19 protein-coding genes are annotated in these 17,109 nt (G+C 32.7%); 17 read left to right on the forward strand and 2 right to left on the reverse strand.

Features of this window, described 5'->3' with window-relative positions:
- Positions 1–61: 61 nt before the first annotated feature.
- From KHA90_RS11670 to KHA90_RS11725, 12 genes are all read left to right on the forward strand, one after another.
- On the forward strand, positions 62–604 hold the full coding sequence (locus KHA90_RS11670; RefSeq protein ID WP_213299641.1) for a YceD family protein: 543 nt from the start codon (positions 62–64) through the stop codon (positions 602–604).
- Between the two features lie 9 nt (positions 605–613).
- Complete coding sequence (gene rpmF / locus KHA90_RS11675) at positions 614–808, forward strand: 50S ribosomal protein L32 (protein WP_007137315.1); 195 nt, start codon at positions 614–616, stop codon at positions 806–808.
- Positions 809–981: 173 nt separating this feature from the next.
- Positions 982–1,980: a beta-ketoacyl-ACP synthase III gene (locus tag KHA90_RS11680; RefSeq protein ID WP_213299644.1), complete on the forward strand. Its 999-nt coding sequence runs from the start codon at positions 982–984 to the stop codon at positions 1,978–1,980.
- Positions 1,981–2,003: 23 nt separating this feature from the next.
- Positions 2,004–2,486, forward strand: coding sequence for an acetyl-CoA carboxylase biotin carboxyl carrier protein (gene accB / locus KHA90_RS11685; RefSeq protein WP_213299647.1), 483 nt, complete (start codon positions 2,004–2,006; stop codon positions 2,484–2,486).
- A gap of 99 nt (positions 2,487–2,585) precedes the next feature.
- A complete protein-coding gene (gene accC / locus KHA90_RS11690) occupies positions 2,586–3,935 on the forward strand; it encodes an acetyl-CoA carboxylase biotin carboxylase subunit (RefSeq protein ID WP_213299650.1) in 1,350 nt (449 codons plus the stop codon).
- A 302-nt stretch (positions 3,936–4,237) separates the two neighbouring features.
- Complete coding sequence (locus tag KHA90_RS11695; protein WP_213299653.1) at positions 4,238–4,534, forward strand: hypothetical protein; 297 nt, start codon at positions 4,238–4,240, stop codon at positions 4,532–4,534.
- A 72-nt stretch (positions 4,535–4,606) separates the two neighbouring features.
- Positions 4,607–4,903: a hypothetical protein gene (locus tag KHA90_RS11700; RefSeq protein WP_213299656.1), complete on the forward strand. Its 297-nt coding sequence runs from the start codon at positions 4,607–4,609 to the stop codon at positions 4,901–4,903.
- 28 nt (positions 4,904–4,931) lie between these two features.
- The gene (locus KHA90_RS11705; protein WP_213299659.1) at positions 4,932–5,222 is read left to right on the forward strand and encodes a hypothetical protein; all 291 of its coding nucleotides are present in this window, start codon (positions 4,932–4,934) and stop codon (positions 5,220–5,222) included.
- A gap of 27 nt (positions 5,223–5,249) precedes the next feature.
- On the forward strand, positions 5,250–5,546 hold the full coding sequence (locus tag KHA90_RS11710; protein WP_213299662.1) for a PepSY-like domain-containing protein: 297 nt from the start codon (positions 5,250–5,252) through the stop codon (positions 5,544–5,546).
- Positions 5,547–5,591: 45 nt separating this feature from the next.
- Positions 5,592–5,897, forward strand: coding sequence for a hypothetical protein (locus KHA90_RS11715; protein WP_213299665.1), 306 nt, complete (start codon positions 5,592–5,594; stop codon positions 5,895–5,897).
- 11 nt (positions 5,898–5,908) lie between these two features.
- A complete protein-coding gene (locus tag KHA90_RS11720) occupies positions 5,909–6,205 on the forward strand; it encodes a hypothetical protein (protein ID WP_213299668.1) in 297 nt (98 codons plus the stop codon).
- Positions 6,206–6,334: 129 nt separating this feature from the next.
- Complete coding sequence (locus KHA90_RS11725) at positions 6,335–7,684, forward strand: sigma-54-dependent transcriptional regulator (RefSeq protein ID WP_213299670.1); 1,350 nt, start codon at positions 6,335–6,337, stop codon at positions 7,682–7,684.
- Here KHA90_RS11725 and KHA90_RS11730 read toward each other — a convergent pair.
- Both KHA90_RS11730 and KHA90_RS11735 read right to left on the reverse strand, forming a co-directional pair.
- Complete coding sequence (locus KHA90_RS11730; RefSeq protein ID WP_213299673.1) at positions 7,681–10,119, reverse strand: ATP-binding protein; 2,439 nt, start codon at positions 10,117–10,119, stop codon at positions 7,681–7,683. The two genes, KHA90_RS11725 and KHA90_RS11730, sit on opposite strands and share 4 nt — an antisense overlap.
- A gap of 177 nt (positions 10,120–10,296) precedes the next feature.
- The gene (locus tag KHA90_RS11735) at positions 10,297–12,198 is read right to left on the reverse strand and encodes a S9 family peptidase (protein WP_213299676.1); all 1,902 of its coding nucleotides are present in this window, start codon (positions 12,196–12,198) and stop codon (positions 10,297–10,299) included.
- A 294-nt stretch (positions 12,199–12,492) separates the two neighbouring features.
- Here KHA90_RS11735 and KHA90_RS11740 point away from each other — a divergent pair, with 294 nt between their 5' ends.
- The 5 genes from KHA90_RS11740 to KHA90_RS11760 all read left to right on the forward strand — a co-directional run bounded on the left by KHA90_RS11740 (position 12,493) and on the right by KHA90_RS11760 (position 17,058).
- Positions 12,493–13,605 (forward strand): NAD(P)/FAD-dependent oxidoreductase, encoded by a 1,113-nt coding sequence (locus tag KHA90_RS11740; RefSeq protein ID WP_213299678.1) that lies wholly within the window; start codon positions 12,493–12,495, stop codon positions 13,603–13,605.
- A complete protein-coding gene (gene mtgA / locus KHA90_RS11745) occupies positions 13,605–14,381 on the forward strand; it encodes a monofunctional biosynthetic peptidoglycan transglycosylase (RefSeq protein ID WP_213299681.1) in 777 nt (258 codons plus the stop codon). Before KHA90_RS11740 ends, mtgA begins: the two co-directional genes overlap by 1 nt.
- Positions 14,371–15,327, forward strand: coding sequence for a lipid A deacylase LpxR family protein (locus KHA90_RS11750; RefSeq protein ID WP_213299684.1), 957 nt, complete (start codon positions 14,371–14,373; stop codon positions 15,325–15,327). Before mtgA ends, KHA90_RS11750 begins: the two co-directional genes overlap by 11 nt.
- 613 nt (positions 15,328–15,940) lie before the next feature.
- Positions 15,941–16,690: a PIN domain-containing protein gene (locus tag KHA90_RS11755; protein WP_213299687.1), complete on the forward strand. Its 750-nt coding sequence runs from the start codon at positions 15,941–15,943 to the stop codon at positions 16,688–16,690.
- A 44-nt stretch (positions 16,691–16,734) separates the two neighbouring features.
- A complete protein-coding gene (locus KHA90_RS11760) occupies positions 16,735–17,058 on the forward strand; it encodes a YegP family protein (RefSeq protein WP_213299690.1) in 324 nt (107 codons plus the stop codon).
- Positions 17,059–17,109: the final 51 nt, after the last annotated feature.

Genomic DNA, 17,109 nt, shown 5'->3' on the forward strand with positions numbered 1-17,109 from the left:
TCTTTGCACCCCAATTCAGGTATCTGATTTTTAGATAAGAGTTGACAAAATTGATGTTGAGATGAGCAAATCAAAAGAATTTTTAATTCCTTTCATGGGATTAAAACTGGGAAAACACCATTTTGAGTATCAAATAAGTAACGCGTTCTTTGAGAACTTTGATTACGAAGAATTTCAAAGTTCTGATATCAAAGTAGGTTTAGTATTAGATAAGAAAAGCAACATGTTAGAGTTGGAATTCAAACACAAAGGAACTGTAAATGTGCCTTGTGATCTGACAGGCGAAGATTTTGATCTTCCTATAAAAGGGAAAATGAAATTAATTGTTCGGTTTGGAGATGAATTCAATAATGATAACGAAGAGTTGTTGATCCTGCCGCACGGAGAGCATGAACTGGATGTAGTACAATACATTTATGAAATGATTGCGCTTTCGGTACCGCTAAAACGAGTTCATCCAGGAGTAAAAGACGGAAGTTTGCAAACAGAAGCCTTGAAAAAACTAAATGAGCTAACAGTCAAAGAAGTTAAAGAAGAGAGTAAAAAAGAAGAAGATATTGACCCGCGCTGGGACAAATTAAAAAAACTATTAACGGATAAATAATATAGTAAAATGGCACATCCTAAGAGAAAAATCTCGAAAACAAGAAGAGATAAGAGAAGAACACATTATAAAGCTACTGTAGCTCAAATCGCTACATGTCCTATTACTGGAGAAGCACATTTATACCACAGAGCTTACTGGCATGAAGGTAAAATGTATTACAGAGGGCAAGTTGTTATCGATAAATCTGTAGCGGTTGCTTAATACGTTTTTGTAAATGATACTAGAACTCTCACATAGTGAGAGTTTTTTTTGTTGGTTATAATTTTCTGTTTTTAAGAAAATGCGTACAAATTCATTTCGTTTTTTTTTGTAATTTTCAAGTCTTTTAAAAATTTTTCAGATACGGTGTATTTGAAACGAAATAATAGAATATAATGAATACAATCACAGCCGCAATTACCGCTGTTGGAGCTTATGTTCCTGACTTTGTACTTTCGAACAAAGTTTTAGAAACTATGGTAGATACCAATGACGAATGGATTACTACTCGTACTGGAATTAAGGAAAGAAGAATCCTTAAAGATGCTGAAAAAGGAACCTCGTTTCTTGCAATACAAGCAGCAAAGGATTTGATTGCGAAAGCAAATATTGATCCGTTAGAGATTGATATGGTTATAATGGCAACAGCTACAGCAGATATGCCCGTAGCCTCTACAGGAGTTTATGTTGCAACAGAAATTGGAGCTATAAACGCATTTGCATATGATTTGCAAGCTGCATGTTCAAGTTTCTTATACGGAATGTCGACTGCTGCTGCTTACATACAGTCAGGTCGATACAAAAAAGTATTATTAATTGGGGCAGATAAAATGTCATCAATTGTAGATTATACAGACAGAGCAACTTGTATTATTTTTGGAGATGGAGCGGGAGCCGTTCTGTTTGAACCAAATTATGAAGGCTTAGGCTTACAAGATGAATACTTACGAAGCGATGGTGTAGGACGTGATTTTCTTAAAATTCCTGCCGGAGGTTCTCTAATCCCAACTACAGAAGAGACCGTAAAAAATAGACAACACAATATTATTCAGGACGGAAAAACCGTTTTTAAATATGCTGTAACGAACATGGCTGATGCAAGCGAATTGATTTTGAAAAGAAACAATTTGACTAATGAAGATGTTAGTTGGTTAGTACCACATCAAGCAAACAAACGTATTATTGATGCTACGGCAAGCAGAATGAATCTTGAAGATTCGAAAGTATTAATGAATATTGAAAAATATGGTAATACGACTTCAGCTACATTGCCTTTAGTATTAAACGATTTTGAACATATGTTTAAAAAAGGAGATAATATTATTTTTGCCGCTTTTGGTGGTGGATTCACTTGGGGATCTATTTACCTAAAATGGGCTTACGATAAGAAATAAATTAAAACTAAAAACAAATCATTATGGATTTAAAAGAAATTCAAAACCTAATCAAATTTGTAGCAAATTCGGGAGTTGCAGAAGTAAAGTTAGAAATGGATGATGTAAAAATCACTATCAGAACAACTTTAGAAGGAAATGCTGAAACTACTTATGTACAACAATTGCCTGCTCAGGCTGCATTGCAACAAGCAGTTGCTCCTCAACAAGCTCCAGCAGTTGTAAACGTAACCAGCGAGGCATCTGTTCCGGCAGAAGATTCTAAATACATTACTATTAAATCTCCAATTATTGGAACTTTTTACAGAAAACCATCACCGGACAAAGCAGTTTTTACTGAAGTAGGAAGTACTATTTCTAAAGGTGATGTTCTTTGTGTAATTGAAGCAATGAAATTATTTAACGAAATCGAATCAGAAATTTCAGGTAAAATTGTAAAAATTCTTGTTGACGATATGTCTCCTGTAGAATTTGACCAACCTTTATTCTTAGTTGATCCATCTTAATTTTAGATCGTTAGATTTTAGATTTTTAGACTTTTTCGAAAGTGCTTAAAATCTATTTATCCAATTATCTAATTTATCTAATTATCTAATTTTAAAAAGATGTTTAAAAAAATATTAATTGCGAATAGAGGAGAAATTGCACTTCGTGTAATTCGTACATGTAAAGAAATGGGAATCAAAACTGTAGCAGTTTACTCTACAGCCGATGCAGAAAGTCTACATGTTAAGTTTGCTGACGAAGCGGTTTGTATTGGTCCTCCTCCAAGTAACTTATCGTATTTGAAAATGTCAAATATTATTGCTGCTGCAGAAATTACAAATGCAGATGCAATTCATCCGGGTTATGGTTTCCTTTCTGAGAATGCTAAATTCTCAAAAATTTGTCAGGAACACGGAATCAAATTTATTGGTGCCGCTCCGGAAATGATTGATAAAATGGGAGATAAAGCTTCTGCAAAAGCTACAATGAAAGCAGCAGGAGTTCCATGTGTTCCAGGTTCTGACGGTTTATTAGAATCTTTTGAACAAACACAACAATTAGCAAAAGAATTTGGCTACCCGGTAATGCTTAAGGCAACTGCTGGTGGTGGTGGAAAAGGAATGCGTGCCGTTTGGAAAGAAGAAGAATTATTGAAAGCTTGGGAAAGTGCACGTCAGGAAGCTGCTGCAGCATTTGGAAATGACGGAATGTACATGGAGAAACTTATTGAAGAACCACGTCATATCGAAATTCAGGTTGTTGGAGATTCATACGGAAAAGCATGTCACCTTTCTGAAAGAGATTGTTCTGTTCAGCGTCGTCACCAAAAGTTAACCGAAGAAACACCTTCACCTTTCATGACTGACGAATTACGTACTGCAATGGGAGAAGCTGCTGTAAAAGCGGCGGAATTCATTAAATACGAAGGCGCAGGAACTGTAGAATTTTTAGTGGACAAACACAGAAACTTCTATTTCATGGAAATGAATACACGTATTCAGGTTGAACACCCAATTACGGAACAAGTTATTGATTACGATTTAATTCGTGAGCAAATTATGGTAGCAGCGGGAATTCCAATTTCGGGAAGAAACTATTTACCTGAATTACACGCAATCGAATGTCGTATTAATGCCGAAGATCCTTATAATGATTTCCGCCCTTCACCAGGAAAAATTACTACACTTCATATGCCGGGAGGTCACGGAGTTCGTTTAGATACTCACGTTTATTCTGGTTATACAATTCCACCAAATTACGATTCAATGATTGCAAAGTTAATTACAACGGCACAATCTCGTGACGAAGCAATTAGCAAAATGCGAAGAGCTTTAGATGAATTTGTTATTGAAGGTGTAAAAACTACAATACCTTTCCATAGACAATTGATGGATGATCCAAGATACATTGCAGGAGATTATACAACTGCATTTATGGATACATTTAAAATGAAACCTATAGAAGAATAATATAAAGGCTGTCAATTTTTTGACAGCTTTTTTGTTTTATACCATAAAAGTAAGCCCGACAGTTTAAAAACTAGTCGGGTTTTCTTGTTTAAATTATCAGGTAAACACTATTTGTGTATACTTTTTACACAGTGTTTTAGAAAATTACACACTTTTTTAAAGTCTCAATTTTTGGCACAACATATATAAACCCTTTATTTATAAGGGATTTCATGGTTCAGAACGTAATGTTTGAGTTACGGCATAATAATTTCATTATCTAAAGCGTAAACAACTATATAAATAATTAAAATATACACATTATGAAAAATCTATTTTTATCAGCCGCAATTGTTTTAGGAAGTTTAACTTCATTCGCTTCAACTTCTCCAATTACAAATACAATCGTAAAAACGATTTCAATTGAAGATGAATACACAGAAATCAAATTAGAAGAATTACCAGCTCCAATTGCTGAGTCTTTGAAAAAAGCATATCCGGATGCTGTAATTATTAAAGCATACAAAAACGAAAAAGCAGAATACAAATTAGATGTTACCGTAGGGGACAAAGTAGGAAATCTTTTTGCTAATGCAGATGGAACCTGGATTAAAAAATAATCAGGTAAATTAACGTGAAGATTCAAATTCACAATACTAAAATAAAATTAACAATATTAAAATATACACATTATGAAAAATTTATTTTTATCAGCCGCAATCGTTTTGGGAGGTTTAACATCATTTGCTTCAACTTCTCCAATTACAAATACAATCGTAAAAACAATTTCAATTCAGGACGAATACACTGAAATTAAAGTTGTAGAAGTGCCAGTTGCAATAACAGATGCTCTTAAAAAAGCGTATCCGGATGCAGTTTTGACAAAAGCATACAAAAATGCTAAATCAGAATATAAACTAGATGTTACAGCAGGTGACAAAGTAGGTTCTCTTTATGCTAATGCAGATGGAACCTGGATTAAAAAATAATTAAAAGCAACCGTAAAAAACTATCACTATGAAAAAGTTAATCTTATCGGCAGCGATCCTGTTAGGAGGGTTGTCAATGCAAGCGAAAAATGTGGACGTGACAAGTTCAATGGTTCAAACAGTAAATGTTCAGGACGATTATAAAGAAGTTGATGCTGTTCCGGCAGCTATCAAAACATCATTAGATAATGCGTATCCAGGTGTTAAATTGGATAAAGCATATGTAAACTCTAAAAAAGAATACAAAATAGAAGTAACCGTAAGAGGTGAAAAGTCTGTGGTCTATACAGATGTTTCCGGTAACATAATTAAAAAATAATTAAGTAACCCATAAAAAACTATTATTATGAAAAAGTTAATCTTGTCAGCAGCAATCATTCTGGGAGGTTTATCAGTTCAGGCTGGTAATCCTCAAATAAAAACTTCAGTGACTCAGTCAGTGAATGTTCAGGATGAATTTACTGAGATTGGTGCAGATGCTGTTCCAGCAGCTGTGAAATCAACTATCGAAAAATCTTTTCCAAACACAAAGCTTGAAAAAGCGTATAAAAACGAAAAGAATGAGTACAAGTTAGAGATCTCAAGTGGCGACAAAAAGTATACTGTATATGCAGATGCTTCAGGAAACATTATAAAAAAATAATTCCCTAATTTTATCAGCTAATACTAAATTAAAAAATCAAACATTATGAAAAAATTAATTTTATCAGCTGCAATTATTTTAGGAGGGTTATTTATGAATGCGGAAGCAGCAATATCTAAAAAGTCAGTTTTGAACATTGTAGAATTTCAAGACAACTATAAAGAGATTAAATTGGAGGCTCTTCCTTTAGAAGTAAAGGCTACTTTAGAGAAATCTTTTCCCGGTTCTAAGCTTGTTAAGGCTTATGTAAACCCAAAAAAGCAATATAAATTAGAACTTAATTCAGGCGAAAGCCAGGAGAAACATTTTGTTTTTACAGATGACAAAGGAGTCATCGCCCCGAAATATTAAAAATTAGTATTATGAAAAAGTTGATCTTATCAGTAGCAATTATTTTAGGAAGTTTATCAATTTATGCAAATACAGCTACTATTCAGGAGCAAGCTAAAGTTACCGTGTCTGTTCAGACAGAGTATACAGAAGTAAGCGCTGATGCTGTACCGCCTGCAATAAAAACCGCTTTACAAACTGCTTATCCTGGTGCAAAACTAGTAAAAGCATTTGTTAATGAAAAAAAAGAGTATAAACTCGAAATATCAGTTGGTGACCAGAAGGCTACTGTTTTTTCAGATGTCAATGGTAACTGGTTGAAGATATAAATTAGGTGAATTTAGATTTATGTTTTTGGTAAAAAAGAGATTGCGATACGCAATCTCTTTTTTTTTGCATAATTTTATGAAAAGACAATTTTATTAGTATTATTTTAGCAAAAAAGACCCTAAAAACAAATGCCAAAGATATTACTGATAGAAGATGACATCTCGTTTTGCAAATTACTAGAGAAATTTCTAGTAAAAAAAGCATACGAAGTAACCATTGCTTTCTCTGCTGCAGAAGCAAGAGTTGCAATCAAAAAAGAATCGTTCGATTTGATTTTGACAGATCTTCGTTTGCCTGATTCTGACGGTATTGGACTAATGTCTGAATTTAAAGCTTCTTATCCTGATATTCCTGTAATACTTATGACAGGATACTCAGATGTAAATACTGCCGTTAAAGCAATTAAAAACGGCGCTGCAGATTATATCTCGAAACCTTTCAATCCTGATGAGGTTTTATTGGTAATTACAAATGCTTTAAAAACTTCGGAAACAGAAGAAGAAATTCCTGTAAAGGAAAAGAAAGCTGTCAAGAAGTCAACTTCAAGTACTGAAAATGAATTTGTAAAAGGAATTTCTGTTGCTTCAAAAAAATTATTAGATCACATTCATTTGGTAAGTCCAACAGATATGTCGGTTTTGATAATTGGAGAAAGCGGAACCGGAAAAGAAATTATTGCAAAAAGCATCCATCAGCAAAGTTTAAGAAAAAACAACAATTTTATTGCAGTCGATTGTGGTGCTATTCCAAAAGAACTGGCGGCAAGTGAATTCTTCGGACATTTAAAAGGATCTTTCACAGGCGCTATTAACGACAAAATGGGTTATTTCGAAGCGGCTAATGGAGGAACTTTATTTTTAGATGAAATAGGGAATCTATCTTATGAAAATCAAATACAACTCTTAAGAGCACTTCAGGAGCGTAAAATCAAACCTGTTGGAAGCAACAAAGAAATTAACGTCGATATCAGAATCATTACAGCTACAAACGAAGATTTACGTGAAGCAGTAAAAAACGGTGATTTTAGAGAAGATTTATACCATAGAATCAATGAATTCTCCATTCAGTCACCATCATTAAAAGACAGAGACGAAGATTTAATGGTTTTTGCAGATTATTTTCTGGAAAAAGCCAATCAGCAATTGAACAAAGACATCATTGGGTTTTCACCCGAAGTTGTTACGATTTTTCAAAACTATAACTGGCCGGGAAATTTGCGTGAGTTACAAAATTGCGTTAAGCGTGCAACACTTTTAACCCAGGGTGATTTTATAAAAAGCGATGTTTTGCCTGCTGAATTTTTTCAGATACAAAAACAACAAGCCAGTAATGGGAATTTCTCATTATCTGAAAACGAAAAAGAAGCTATTATTCATGCCTTATCAAAAGCACAGAATAATAAATCTGAAGCAGCAAAATTGCTTAAAATTACCAGAAAAACGCTTTACAATAAATTGAAACAATATAATATAGATTAGGTTATTTCTTTTTTTAAAGCAGTAAAAAGCACATCCGTTTTTGATTTCAAAACTTTGAAGATATCATTTAAATCAGAAGTTTGAAGATCCTTGTTTTCTAAAACTTTTAATATTTCACCAATCTCGCGCGCCTGAATTTGTTTAAACATAGGAGCTATTCTATGTGCAATCGAATTAATCTCGACTGGATGTTTTTCCATCATTGCATTTTCTAATAAACTTAGATTTTCAGTACTGCTTTCAATGAATGATTTTAAAACCTCTTTTAATGCTTCATTGTCATTGCCTAAAAACTCTTTTAAGGTTTCAAGTGAATATAATTTTGAACTTGTTTTTTGATCCTTTTCATTAATGTCAACATTGGGTAATGTATCATTTTCTAAAATAAGATGAATCGTTTGCAGTAATATCTTAGGTGAATACGGTTTTTGGATCACAGTTGTAAAACCCGCTTCACTGTAAACATCTGCGTCAAGATCGGTTCTTCCGGTTAAGGCAATTACGGGTTGGTTGTTATAAGTAGCATATCCTGAGTTTTTTAAATTTTTCAGAAAGGCGAAACCATCCATTTCCGGCATTTGGATATCAGTTATTACAAAGTCAAAATTTGTATTTTGAATCGCTTCCAAGGCTTTTACAGCACTGCTAAAGGATAAAACCTGATGTTGTTCCTGTTTTAAAACGCCGCTCGTTAAATTTAAAAGATTAATATCATCGTCTAAAACAATAAAAGTTTGTCTTTTAGTATTGCGAACCACAGGTTTTTTAACTTCCGGTAAAATAATTGGACTGTTGTCAAATTGCAACGGAAGCTGAATCTCAAAAGTGCTTCCTTTTCCATAAGTACTTTCAAGTTTTAAATCTCCGCCTAAAATCGATATTATTTTTTGGCAAATAGACAATCCCAAACCAGTTCCTCCATATTTTTTTTCAATATTTTCATTTGCCTGAGCAAATTCTTCAAAGACTAATTTCAGGTTTTCCTTCTCAATTCCAATTCCTGAATCCTGAATTGTGATAATATATCTATTGTCATTATTTGTATAAGCACTGATTCTTATAAAACCTTCCTCGGTAAATTTATAGGCATTACCGATAATATTGCTCAAGATTTGTTTTAATCTAAAAGGATCTCCAACAATTCTGGTATTTAGTTTTTCATCGATATTAATAATCAGATCAATATCTTTTTGCTTGTAAACGGTTTGAATACTTTTTGCAACTCCATCAATAATTTCAGGTAATAAAAATGGCACTTTTTCAATACTGATTTTTCCTGCTTCAATTTTAGAAAAGTCCAGTAAATCCTGAACCAATTGCGAGATATATTCAGATGAGTTTTTGATGTTTTTAATAAAATACGATTGTTTTGTATTCACATCAGAGTTCCCTAAAAGCTCAGAATAACCCACAATTGTGCTCAAAGGCGTTTTTAAATCATGACTTACAGTCGAAATTAATTGTTCACGGCTTTTAAGTAAATTCTTTGTTTTGAAGTTCGCAATTTCGAGCTGTTTTTTATAAACCTGTGATTTTGAGTAATCACTTACAATTAAAATAGAGAAAAACAAAGTCAGAATCAAACCAATAATAGCCGAAGCCGTTACAATTTCGTTGACTTTTTTAAGAGATTTCTCTTTTAATGAATTGTTTTTTATTGAGTTGATGATAATTTCCCGCTCAATAATTCGGAGAACTTTTCGGAGTTGGTCAGAAATTGCAATTTCATTCTTTAGTAATTTATTCTCTTCAAAATTCAGTGATTCTTTTTTCTTCTCTGCCTTAATTTTTACATTACTTAAAAGTTTTTTTGAATTGGCTAAAATAGAATCTGATGCTTGTTTACTCAACGTATTTGTGCTATCGTCCGGAATATTCTGATTGAGATAATCAACATATTTTTGAAGCACATTTCGCTGATAACTTCCTAATTGATTTGGGTTTTTATTGAAATCCTGAAGTTCTAATTTTCTTAGTTTGAACTCCATTTTAGTAATTTCATCAATAGCAGTATTGACCGAAACTTCATCTTCGGCTTTATTTTTTATGGTTTTTAACTGCCTGATGTTTTTTGTTTTTTCAGATAATAAGTACGTGACACTATCCAGTAATGTTTTTTGATATTGCGTAGTAACAATTTGTTTTAAAGTATCAATTCTTGATTTTAAGGAATCGGTTTCAATCAAATAACTTCTAAAATCTTGTTCAGAGTTGTTTTGGATTGTTTTTCTCGCCAGACTTTCGGTTTTGTACACATTCGAAAACAATTTACTAACCCTAAGAATTTTGGTTTTTTCGAAAGCAATTTTATCTTCAAGTTTATTGTAAACTACATTTTCAGAGTATAAAAACCAACCTACAGTAACAACCAGAGCCAGTAAAGCAACATAACTGAATAAAACTTTGAGTGCTGTGTAACTTTTTTTGCTCTCCATAATATTTATCTGGGGTTGACGAAGTTTTTGATGTTGGAATTCCCTGCAATTTATTTAAAAATTTCATTTAAGAAAAGTAAAAGCAAACCAAATATTTACATAATTGAAATGTTAGGAAAATAAAACAGCCGTAGATTATATAAAATCTACGGCTGTTTTTTATCTTTTTAATTTAGATTAAAGCGTCTCGTCTAACCATTTAAAAAATTCACCTTGCCAAACCTGAGCATTTTGGGGATGTAAAACCCAGTGATTTTCGTCAGGAAAATACACAAATCTACTTTTGATTCCTCTTAATTGCGCAGCCTGAAAAGCTTCTTGTCCTTGACCAATTGGCACACGGAAATCTTTACCACCCTGGAAAATCAAAATAGGTTTATTCCAGTTTTGAACCAGTGTTGCAGGATTAAAAGCATTGTACGTTTTTTGAGCTACAGCATTATCTTTTTCCCAATATGCACCACCAAAATCCCAGTTGTTAAAGAAAACTTCTTCAGTAGTTCCTAACATACTTACGGTGTTAAAAACTCCATCGTGAGCAATAAAAGTTTTGAAACGGTTTTTGTGAATTCCGGCTAAATAAAATACTGAATATCCTCCGTAACTTGCACCAACGCAGCCTAAACGAGATTTGTCAACATAGTTTTCTTTAGATACATCATCAATTGCAGATAAGTAATCGTCCATAACTTGTCCGCCCCAGTCTTTACTAATTTGCTCATTCCATTCAACACCATGTCCTGGCATTCCGCGACGGTTTGGTGCGACAACAACATAACCTTTAGCAGCCATCAATTGAAAATTCCAACGGAAAGAATACGATTGTGTCAACGGACTTTGAGGTCCTCCCTGACAAAATAATAAAGTTGGATATTTTTTTGAAGCATCAAAATTTGGAGGTAAAATTACCCAAACCAACATTTTTTTACCATCTGTAGTAGTAACATAACGTTTCTCGGTTTTGCTAACTGCTAACGTTTTGTAAGTTTCAGTATTTACATTTGATAATTGTTTCCATGTGTTTTTCTTCAGGTTAAAAGAAAAAATTTCCGGAGCGTGATTCATATCATTTCTTGTAACAATAATATCATCACCGGCAAAACCAACTAAATCATTTACGTCAAAATCTCCATTTGTCAATTGACGAACCTGAATTGCGATTCTTGTCAATCCCGGAAAGTTTACAGTAAAAATTTGTTTTGTACCATCAACAGGCGCTACAAAATATACATTTTTACCATCTTTACTCCAGATAAAATTATCTACAGTTCCGTCCCAATTTGCAGTTAAGTTGGTTTTGATGCCTTTAAATTCAACAATAATGTCATTTTTATCAGCCTCATAACCATCACGCTTCATTTGTAACCAAGTCAAGTTTCCTGTTGGAGAAAATTGCGGTGCCATATCGTAACCTAAATTATCTTCGGTTCTGTTCGTGGTTTTTTGAGTTTCTAAATTGTACTCATAAATATTGGTGTTGGTAGAAATAGCATATTGCGTTCCTGCTTTTTTCTTGCAAACATATAAAATGCTTTTTCCGTCTGGTGACCAGATATAATCTTCGTCACCACCAAAAGGTTTTTGCGGAGAATCAAAGTTTTCACCTTTTAAAATGTCAATTCCGGCAGCTCCATCTTTATTTTCTTTATAAAAAACGTGGTTGAATTTACCTTCGTTCCAGGTATCCCAATGACGATAATCTAAACCATCATAGATTTGAGCATCAGATTTGTCCATTTTTGGATAAAAATCCTTACCTAAAACTTTGTCAATTTTTACCTCTTCATTGTACACTAAAAATTTTCCGTCAGGCGAAACATTTTTATCTGCCAAAACTTCTTTTGTGTCCTTGATTTCAGTTGCATTTCCGCCAGTTACAGGCACAATGTAAAATTTAGAAGACGACTTGTTTTCTTCAATCGAAGGAGTTGAAACCTTAAAAACAACATTTTTTGCATCTTTTGAAAGTCCAAGCGCGCTCACTCGTCCTAATTTCCATAACAATTCCGGTGACATTACGTTTTGCCCGATAGCGTTTAAACTCATCATTATTAAGGTTGTAAATAATACTTTTTTCATAATAAAATTCTAATATTCGTGACGCTAAAAATACAACATTTAAATTCCAATATTTTAAAATAATCCCAAAAAATAAATTCCAAATTCCAATCAGTACCATGATATTCCAAATTCCCAAAAATGTTAAAATTCCCAAAGTTATCGAAAAGTTTTCCGCAACGGATTCCTGATTTTTTTTGATAATCTTTGAAAATGATAATCCGCGAACTAGTGGCGATTAAAAATAAAGTTTTAAATTTATTTCCTAAATTGGAATTTGGAATTTAAAAGATTGAAATTTATTTTAAGATAAAAATGGAATTAAGTTACTGGGAACTTAAAAACTGGTTTACAAATGTAGATTACACCATCGTGGGCAGTGGCATTGTAGGATTACATGCTGCGTTACGCTTACGCGAAAGATTTCCTGCAGCGAAAATCCTGGTGTTAGAAAAAGGAATGTTACCGCAAGGCGCAAGTACAAAAAATGCTGGTTTTGCCTGCTTCGGAAGTCTTTCTGAAATTATGGAAGATCTAAAAACACATTCAGAAGAAGAAGTAATTAATCTGATTGAAAAACGCTGGAAAGGTTTGCAATTACTCCGAAAAAGATTAGGAGATTCAGCAATTGATTTTAAACCTCACGGTGGATATGAATTATTTTTGAAAGATGATGAATCTGGTTTTGGAGAATGTATTTCAAGATTGCCGTTTATCAATGAAATTTTAAAACCCCTTTTTAAAACCGATGTTTTTACCAAAGAAACAGATCGTTTTGGATTTGGAAACATTCAGGAATATTTAATCTTTAATCCGTTTGAAGCCCAAATTGATACCGGAAATATGATGCAGGAATTGTTGCGACAAGCTGTTTCTGAAAATATATTAATCCTGAACCAGCAAACCGTAACTTCATATGCCGATTTAGGAAATCAGGTCGAAATTGTATTGAACGATTTTAGTTTTAAATCTCAAAAAATACTTTTTGCAACAAATGGTTTCGCAAATGCAATTACAAACGGAGCCGTAAAACCCGCAAGAGCTCAGGTTTTAATTACACAACCCATCCCAAATTTAGATATTCGCGGCACTTTTCATCTTGATCGCGATTATTATTATTTCAGAAATATTGATGACAGAATTTTACTTGGCGGAGGAAGAAACCTTGATTTTGAAGCTGAAACAACAACAGAATTTGGTCAGACGAAAATTGTGCAAAATAAATTGGAGGATTTACTTAAAAATGTAATTTTACCAAATCAGGATTTCCAGATTGCCCATCGTTGGAGCGGCATTATGGGAATAGGAAACAGTAAAAATCCTGTAGTTACTCAACTGTCTGAAAACGTGTTTTGTGGAGTGCGTTTAGGCGGAATGGGAGTAGCGATTGGGAGTTTAATAGGAACAGAATTAGCAGATTTAATATAATGGCAGTAACCAAAAAACCAATACCAAAAACAACAACCGCAAACAAACCGAAACCAAAAACGGCAGCAAAAAAAGGCAAACGCTCTTTTGGTGAAAAAGTAAAATGGTTTTTTATAAAACTATGTTTATGGTTTTTCGGGATCTCGATTGCATCGGTAATAATTTTTAAATATATACCAGTTCCTTTTACGCCCTTGATGGTGATTCGCGCCATTGAAAATAAGTTTGGCGGAAAAGAAGTTTATTTTGATCACGATTGGGAACCAATCGAGAAAATTTCAATGAATTTACAAAAGGCGGTAATTGCCAGTGAAGACGGAACTTTTTTAACGCATAACGGTTTTGATTTTAAAGCGCTTCAAAAAGCTTATAAAAGCAACGAACGCGGACGCCGAATTCGTGGTGGAAGTACGATCTCGCAACAAACAGCCAAAAACGTATTTTTATGGCAGGGAAAAAGTTATTTCCGTAAAGGTCTGGAAGCTTATTTTACGGTTTTGATCGAAGTTATTTGGGGCAAAGAACGTATTATGGAAGTTTACCTGAATAGTATCGAAATGGGTGACGGGGTTTATGGTGCTTATGCTGCAACAGAACACTGGTACCGTCGTGATGCATCAAGTTTAACGCCAATGCAAGCTGCGGGAATTGCAGCAATTTTACCCAACCCAAGAAAATTTAAAGCCACAGGATCTTCCAGTTATATCAACAGACGCAAGCAAAGAATTGTTCGTGAAATGCGAGCTGTTGGAAAAATAAACTATAATGCGAAATAAAAAATCTTTTATTGCGCTTTTCGTGTTGACATCTGCTTTGGCTTTTGGCCAGGGAAAAACAACTGAAATAGGTTTTATTACCGACAACGATTTATACACATCATCAAAAAATGATATGTATTACACAAATGGTCTGGAACTTTTTTACCGATTTTTATCAAAGAACAACAACGAAAAAATCAACAAAAAAATCACTGAATTTCGAGTTGGGCAATATATTTATAATCCGAGATTTATTAATGAAGCTGCCGTAGATATTAACGATCGCCCTTTTACGGGATATATTTTTGCCGAAGCGGGCAGAAGCTTTTTCTATCAAAGCGAATCAGTTTTAAAGACAGATTTTCAGTTGGGTTTCATGGGTCCGAATGCTTTAGGAAGAGAAACTCAGGAAAGTTTTCATCACATTATAGGTTACAAAGAGGTTTTTGGTTGGGAAAATCAATTGCATAATGCCTTTGCCGTTCAGGCGCATGTGATGTATTCTAAGAAAATGTTTCCAACAAAACACAATGATTTTATAGATCTTCATTTTCAGTCAGAAGCCAATCTGGGAACTATTTTTGACGGCGTTTCAACAGGTTTCTTAACCCGAATAGGCTTTAAAAAGTTATTGCCTATTTATGATTCTAATTTGCACGATGCTTCGGTAAGTTTTCAACCGCAATATAATATCAGAGAATTTTATTTCTATGCAATGCCAAGTGTCAACTATCAGTTTTATGATGCGACGATACAAGGAAGTATGTTCAATGATACAAGTCCGCTTATTTTCGAGTTAGAACCGCTTCGTTTTAATGCAGAGTTTGGTTTAAAATACCGTCATAATAACTTCAATATGTCTTATTCATTTATTTATAGAGGAAGGGAATTAAGAGATCCGGAAACTAATACCAATTCGGGATATTTTTATGGGTCTATAAGGTTTGGGTATTTGTTGAAGTAGGTTTTGCCACGAAGGCGCTAAGACGCAAAGTTTTATTATTTGAAAAATAGAATTAAACTGTAATATAAAATGTGGGATTATATCTTTGAATTCGGTTTTTTACTATTTATTTGTTTTTTATCCTACAAAGTGGGATCTTATTTAGTATCTGATTTTATTACAGGTTTTATTTTTTTGATGTTTTTTACAAACTTTTATTTTCAGGGACGTATTAGATACAAAGAAGAAGCTGTATTATTTTTGATTAATATTTTTCTATATACTATTCTGTTTCTTTCATCTGTTTTTATCTATTTTGATAAAGAGAACGAAAAGCGGACTTACTATGTATTTCCCATTCTTGTATATTTCTTGATAATAATCTTCAATATAGGAGATTTTGAAGATACTATTCAAGCCACGTATTTGCCGATTTCATTAGCATTTTTTCCGTTGTATTTTTTTAAGTATTATAAAAAATATATAAAACAAGAGGAGAATCTTTATAACTGGTAATATCAAATTAGATTTCGTTGAATTATCCTTTAGTTTCAAATTAAACGATCAATGATTTGTAAGATTAATTTTATATTTTTGTATTTAAGTATTATAAGGTAATAATTTAAAAACAATCATGAAGATACTAATTGATACAAATATATTTCTAGATTTTTATCGTTCTAATGGGGCATCTATACATATTTTTAGTACTCTAATTGAAAATATAGATAAATTTATTTTAACGGATCAAATTATTCAAGAATTTGAAAGAAGCCGTGAAAGTGTTATAAAAAGTTTACAAGAGAGATTTCAAATTGAATCGAAATTAGAAAATTTTTCAAGTTCGTATCTTCAAAATTTATTAGAATTTAATAAATTAATCGAAATTCAAAAACTCTATAGCTCCCAACAAAAATTAGTTAGTTTAAGTATTGCTGAGATTTTAAAAGATCCGGCTAAAGATCCAATTGCAAACTATTTTAAAGAATTTGTAAATGAAGCGCTTAAACAAGATAAGGTGTATTTTACGACAGATGAAATAATAAGTAAGGCTGTCAAAAGAAAAAATATTGGAAATCCGCCTACTTCAAATAAGTTTTCACTTGGAGATGAAATTAACTGGGAAATTATTTTAGCCAATATTAGTGAGGATATAATTTTAGTTGGACGTGACAATACGTACACAAATAATTTTAAATTTTTACAAAAGGATTTCCATAAACAAACTGGTTGCGCTATCATAGATTTGACAGAAAGAATATCTGTTGCATTAGAAAAAGCTGGAATAATAATTACTGATGCTTTAGTAAAAGAAGAAGATAAAGTTATTGAGGATTTAAAACATTATGATGAATTTTGGAAGTTTAAAGCTCAGGCAGATTAATTATCTTTGAGTCCAAAATATCTTATAAAATATAATAAAAAAAAATGGGAAAGTTTGTAATTACGAAAAGGTCTAATGGTGAATTTCAATTTAGTTTAAAGGCTTCTAATGGTCAAACTATTCTTGTAAGTGAAGGTTACACAACAAAAGCAGCTTGTTTAAATGGGATTGAAGCTGTAAAAATAAATTCGCAAGATGATTCTAAATTTGATAAAAGAGAATCAGCAAATGGAAAACAATACTTTAATCTAAAAGCATCAAATGGATTAATTATTGGATCAAGTGAAATGTATGAAAGTTCAGACTCCAGAGATAATGGTATGAATTCTGTAAAAATGAATGCACCACAATCACTAGTAGAAGATTAATTAAAAAATATTAAGCATTAAAAGTTTATAATAATATCAAAAAAGCCAATC

This window comes from Flavobacterium psychroterrae, assembly GCF_018380615.1.
GTDB lineage: Bacteria > Bacteroidota > Bacteroidia > Flavobacteriales > Flavobacteriaceae > Flavobacterium > Flavobacterium psychroterrae.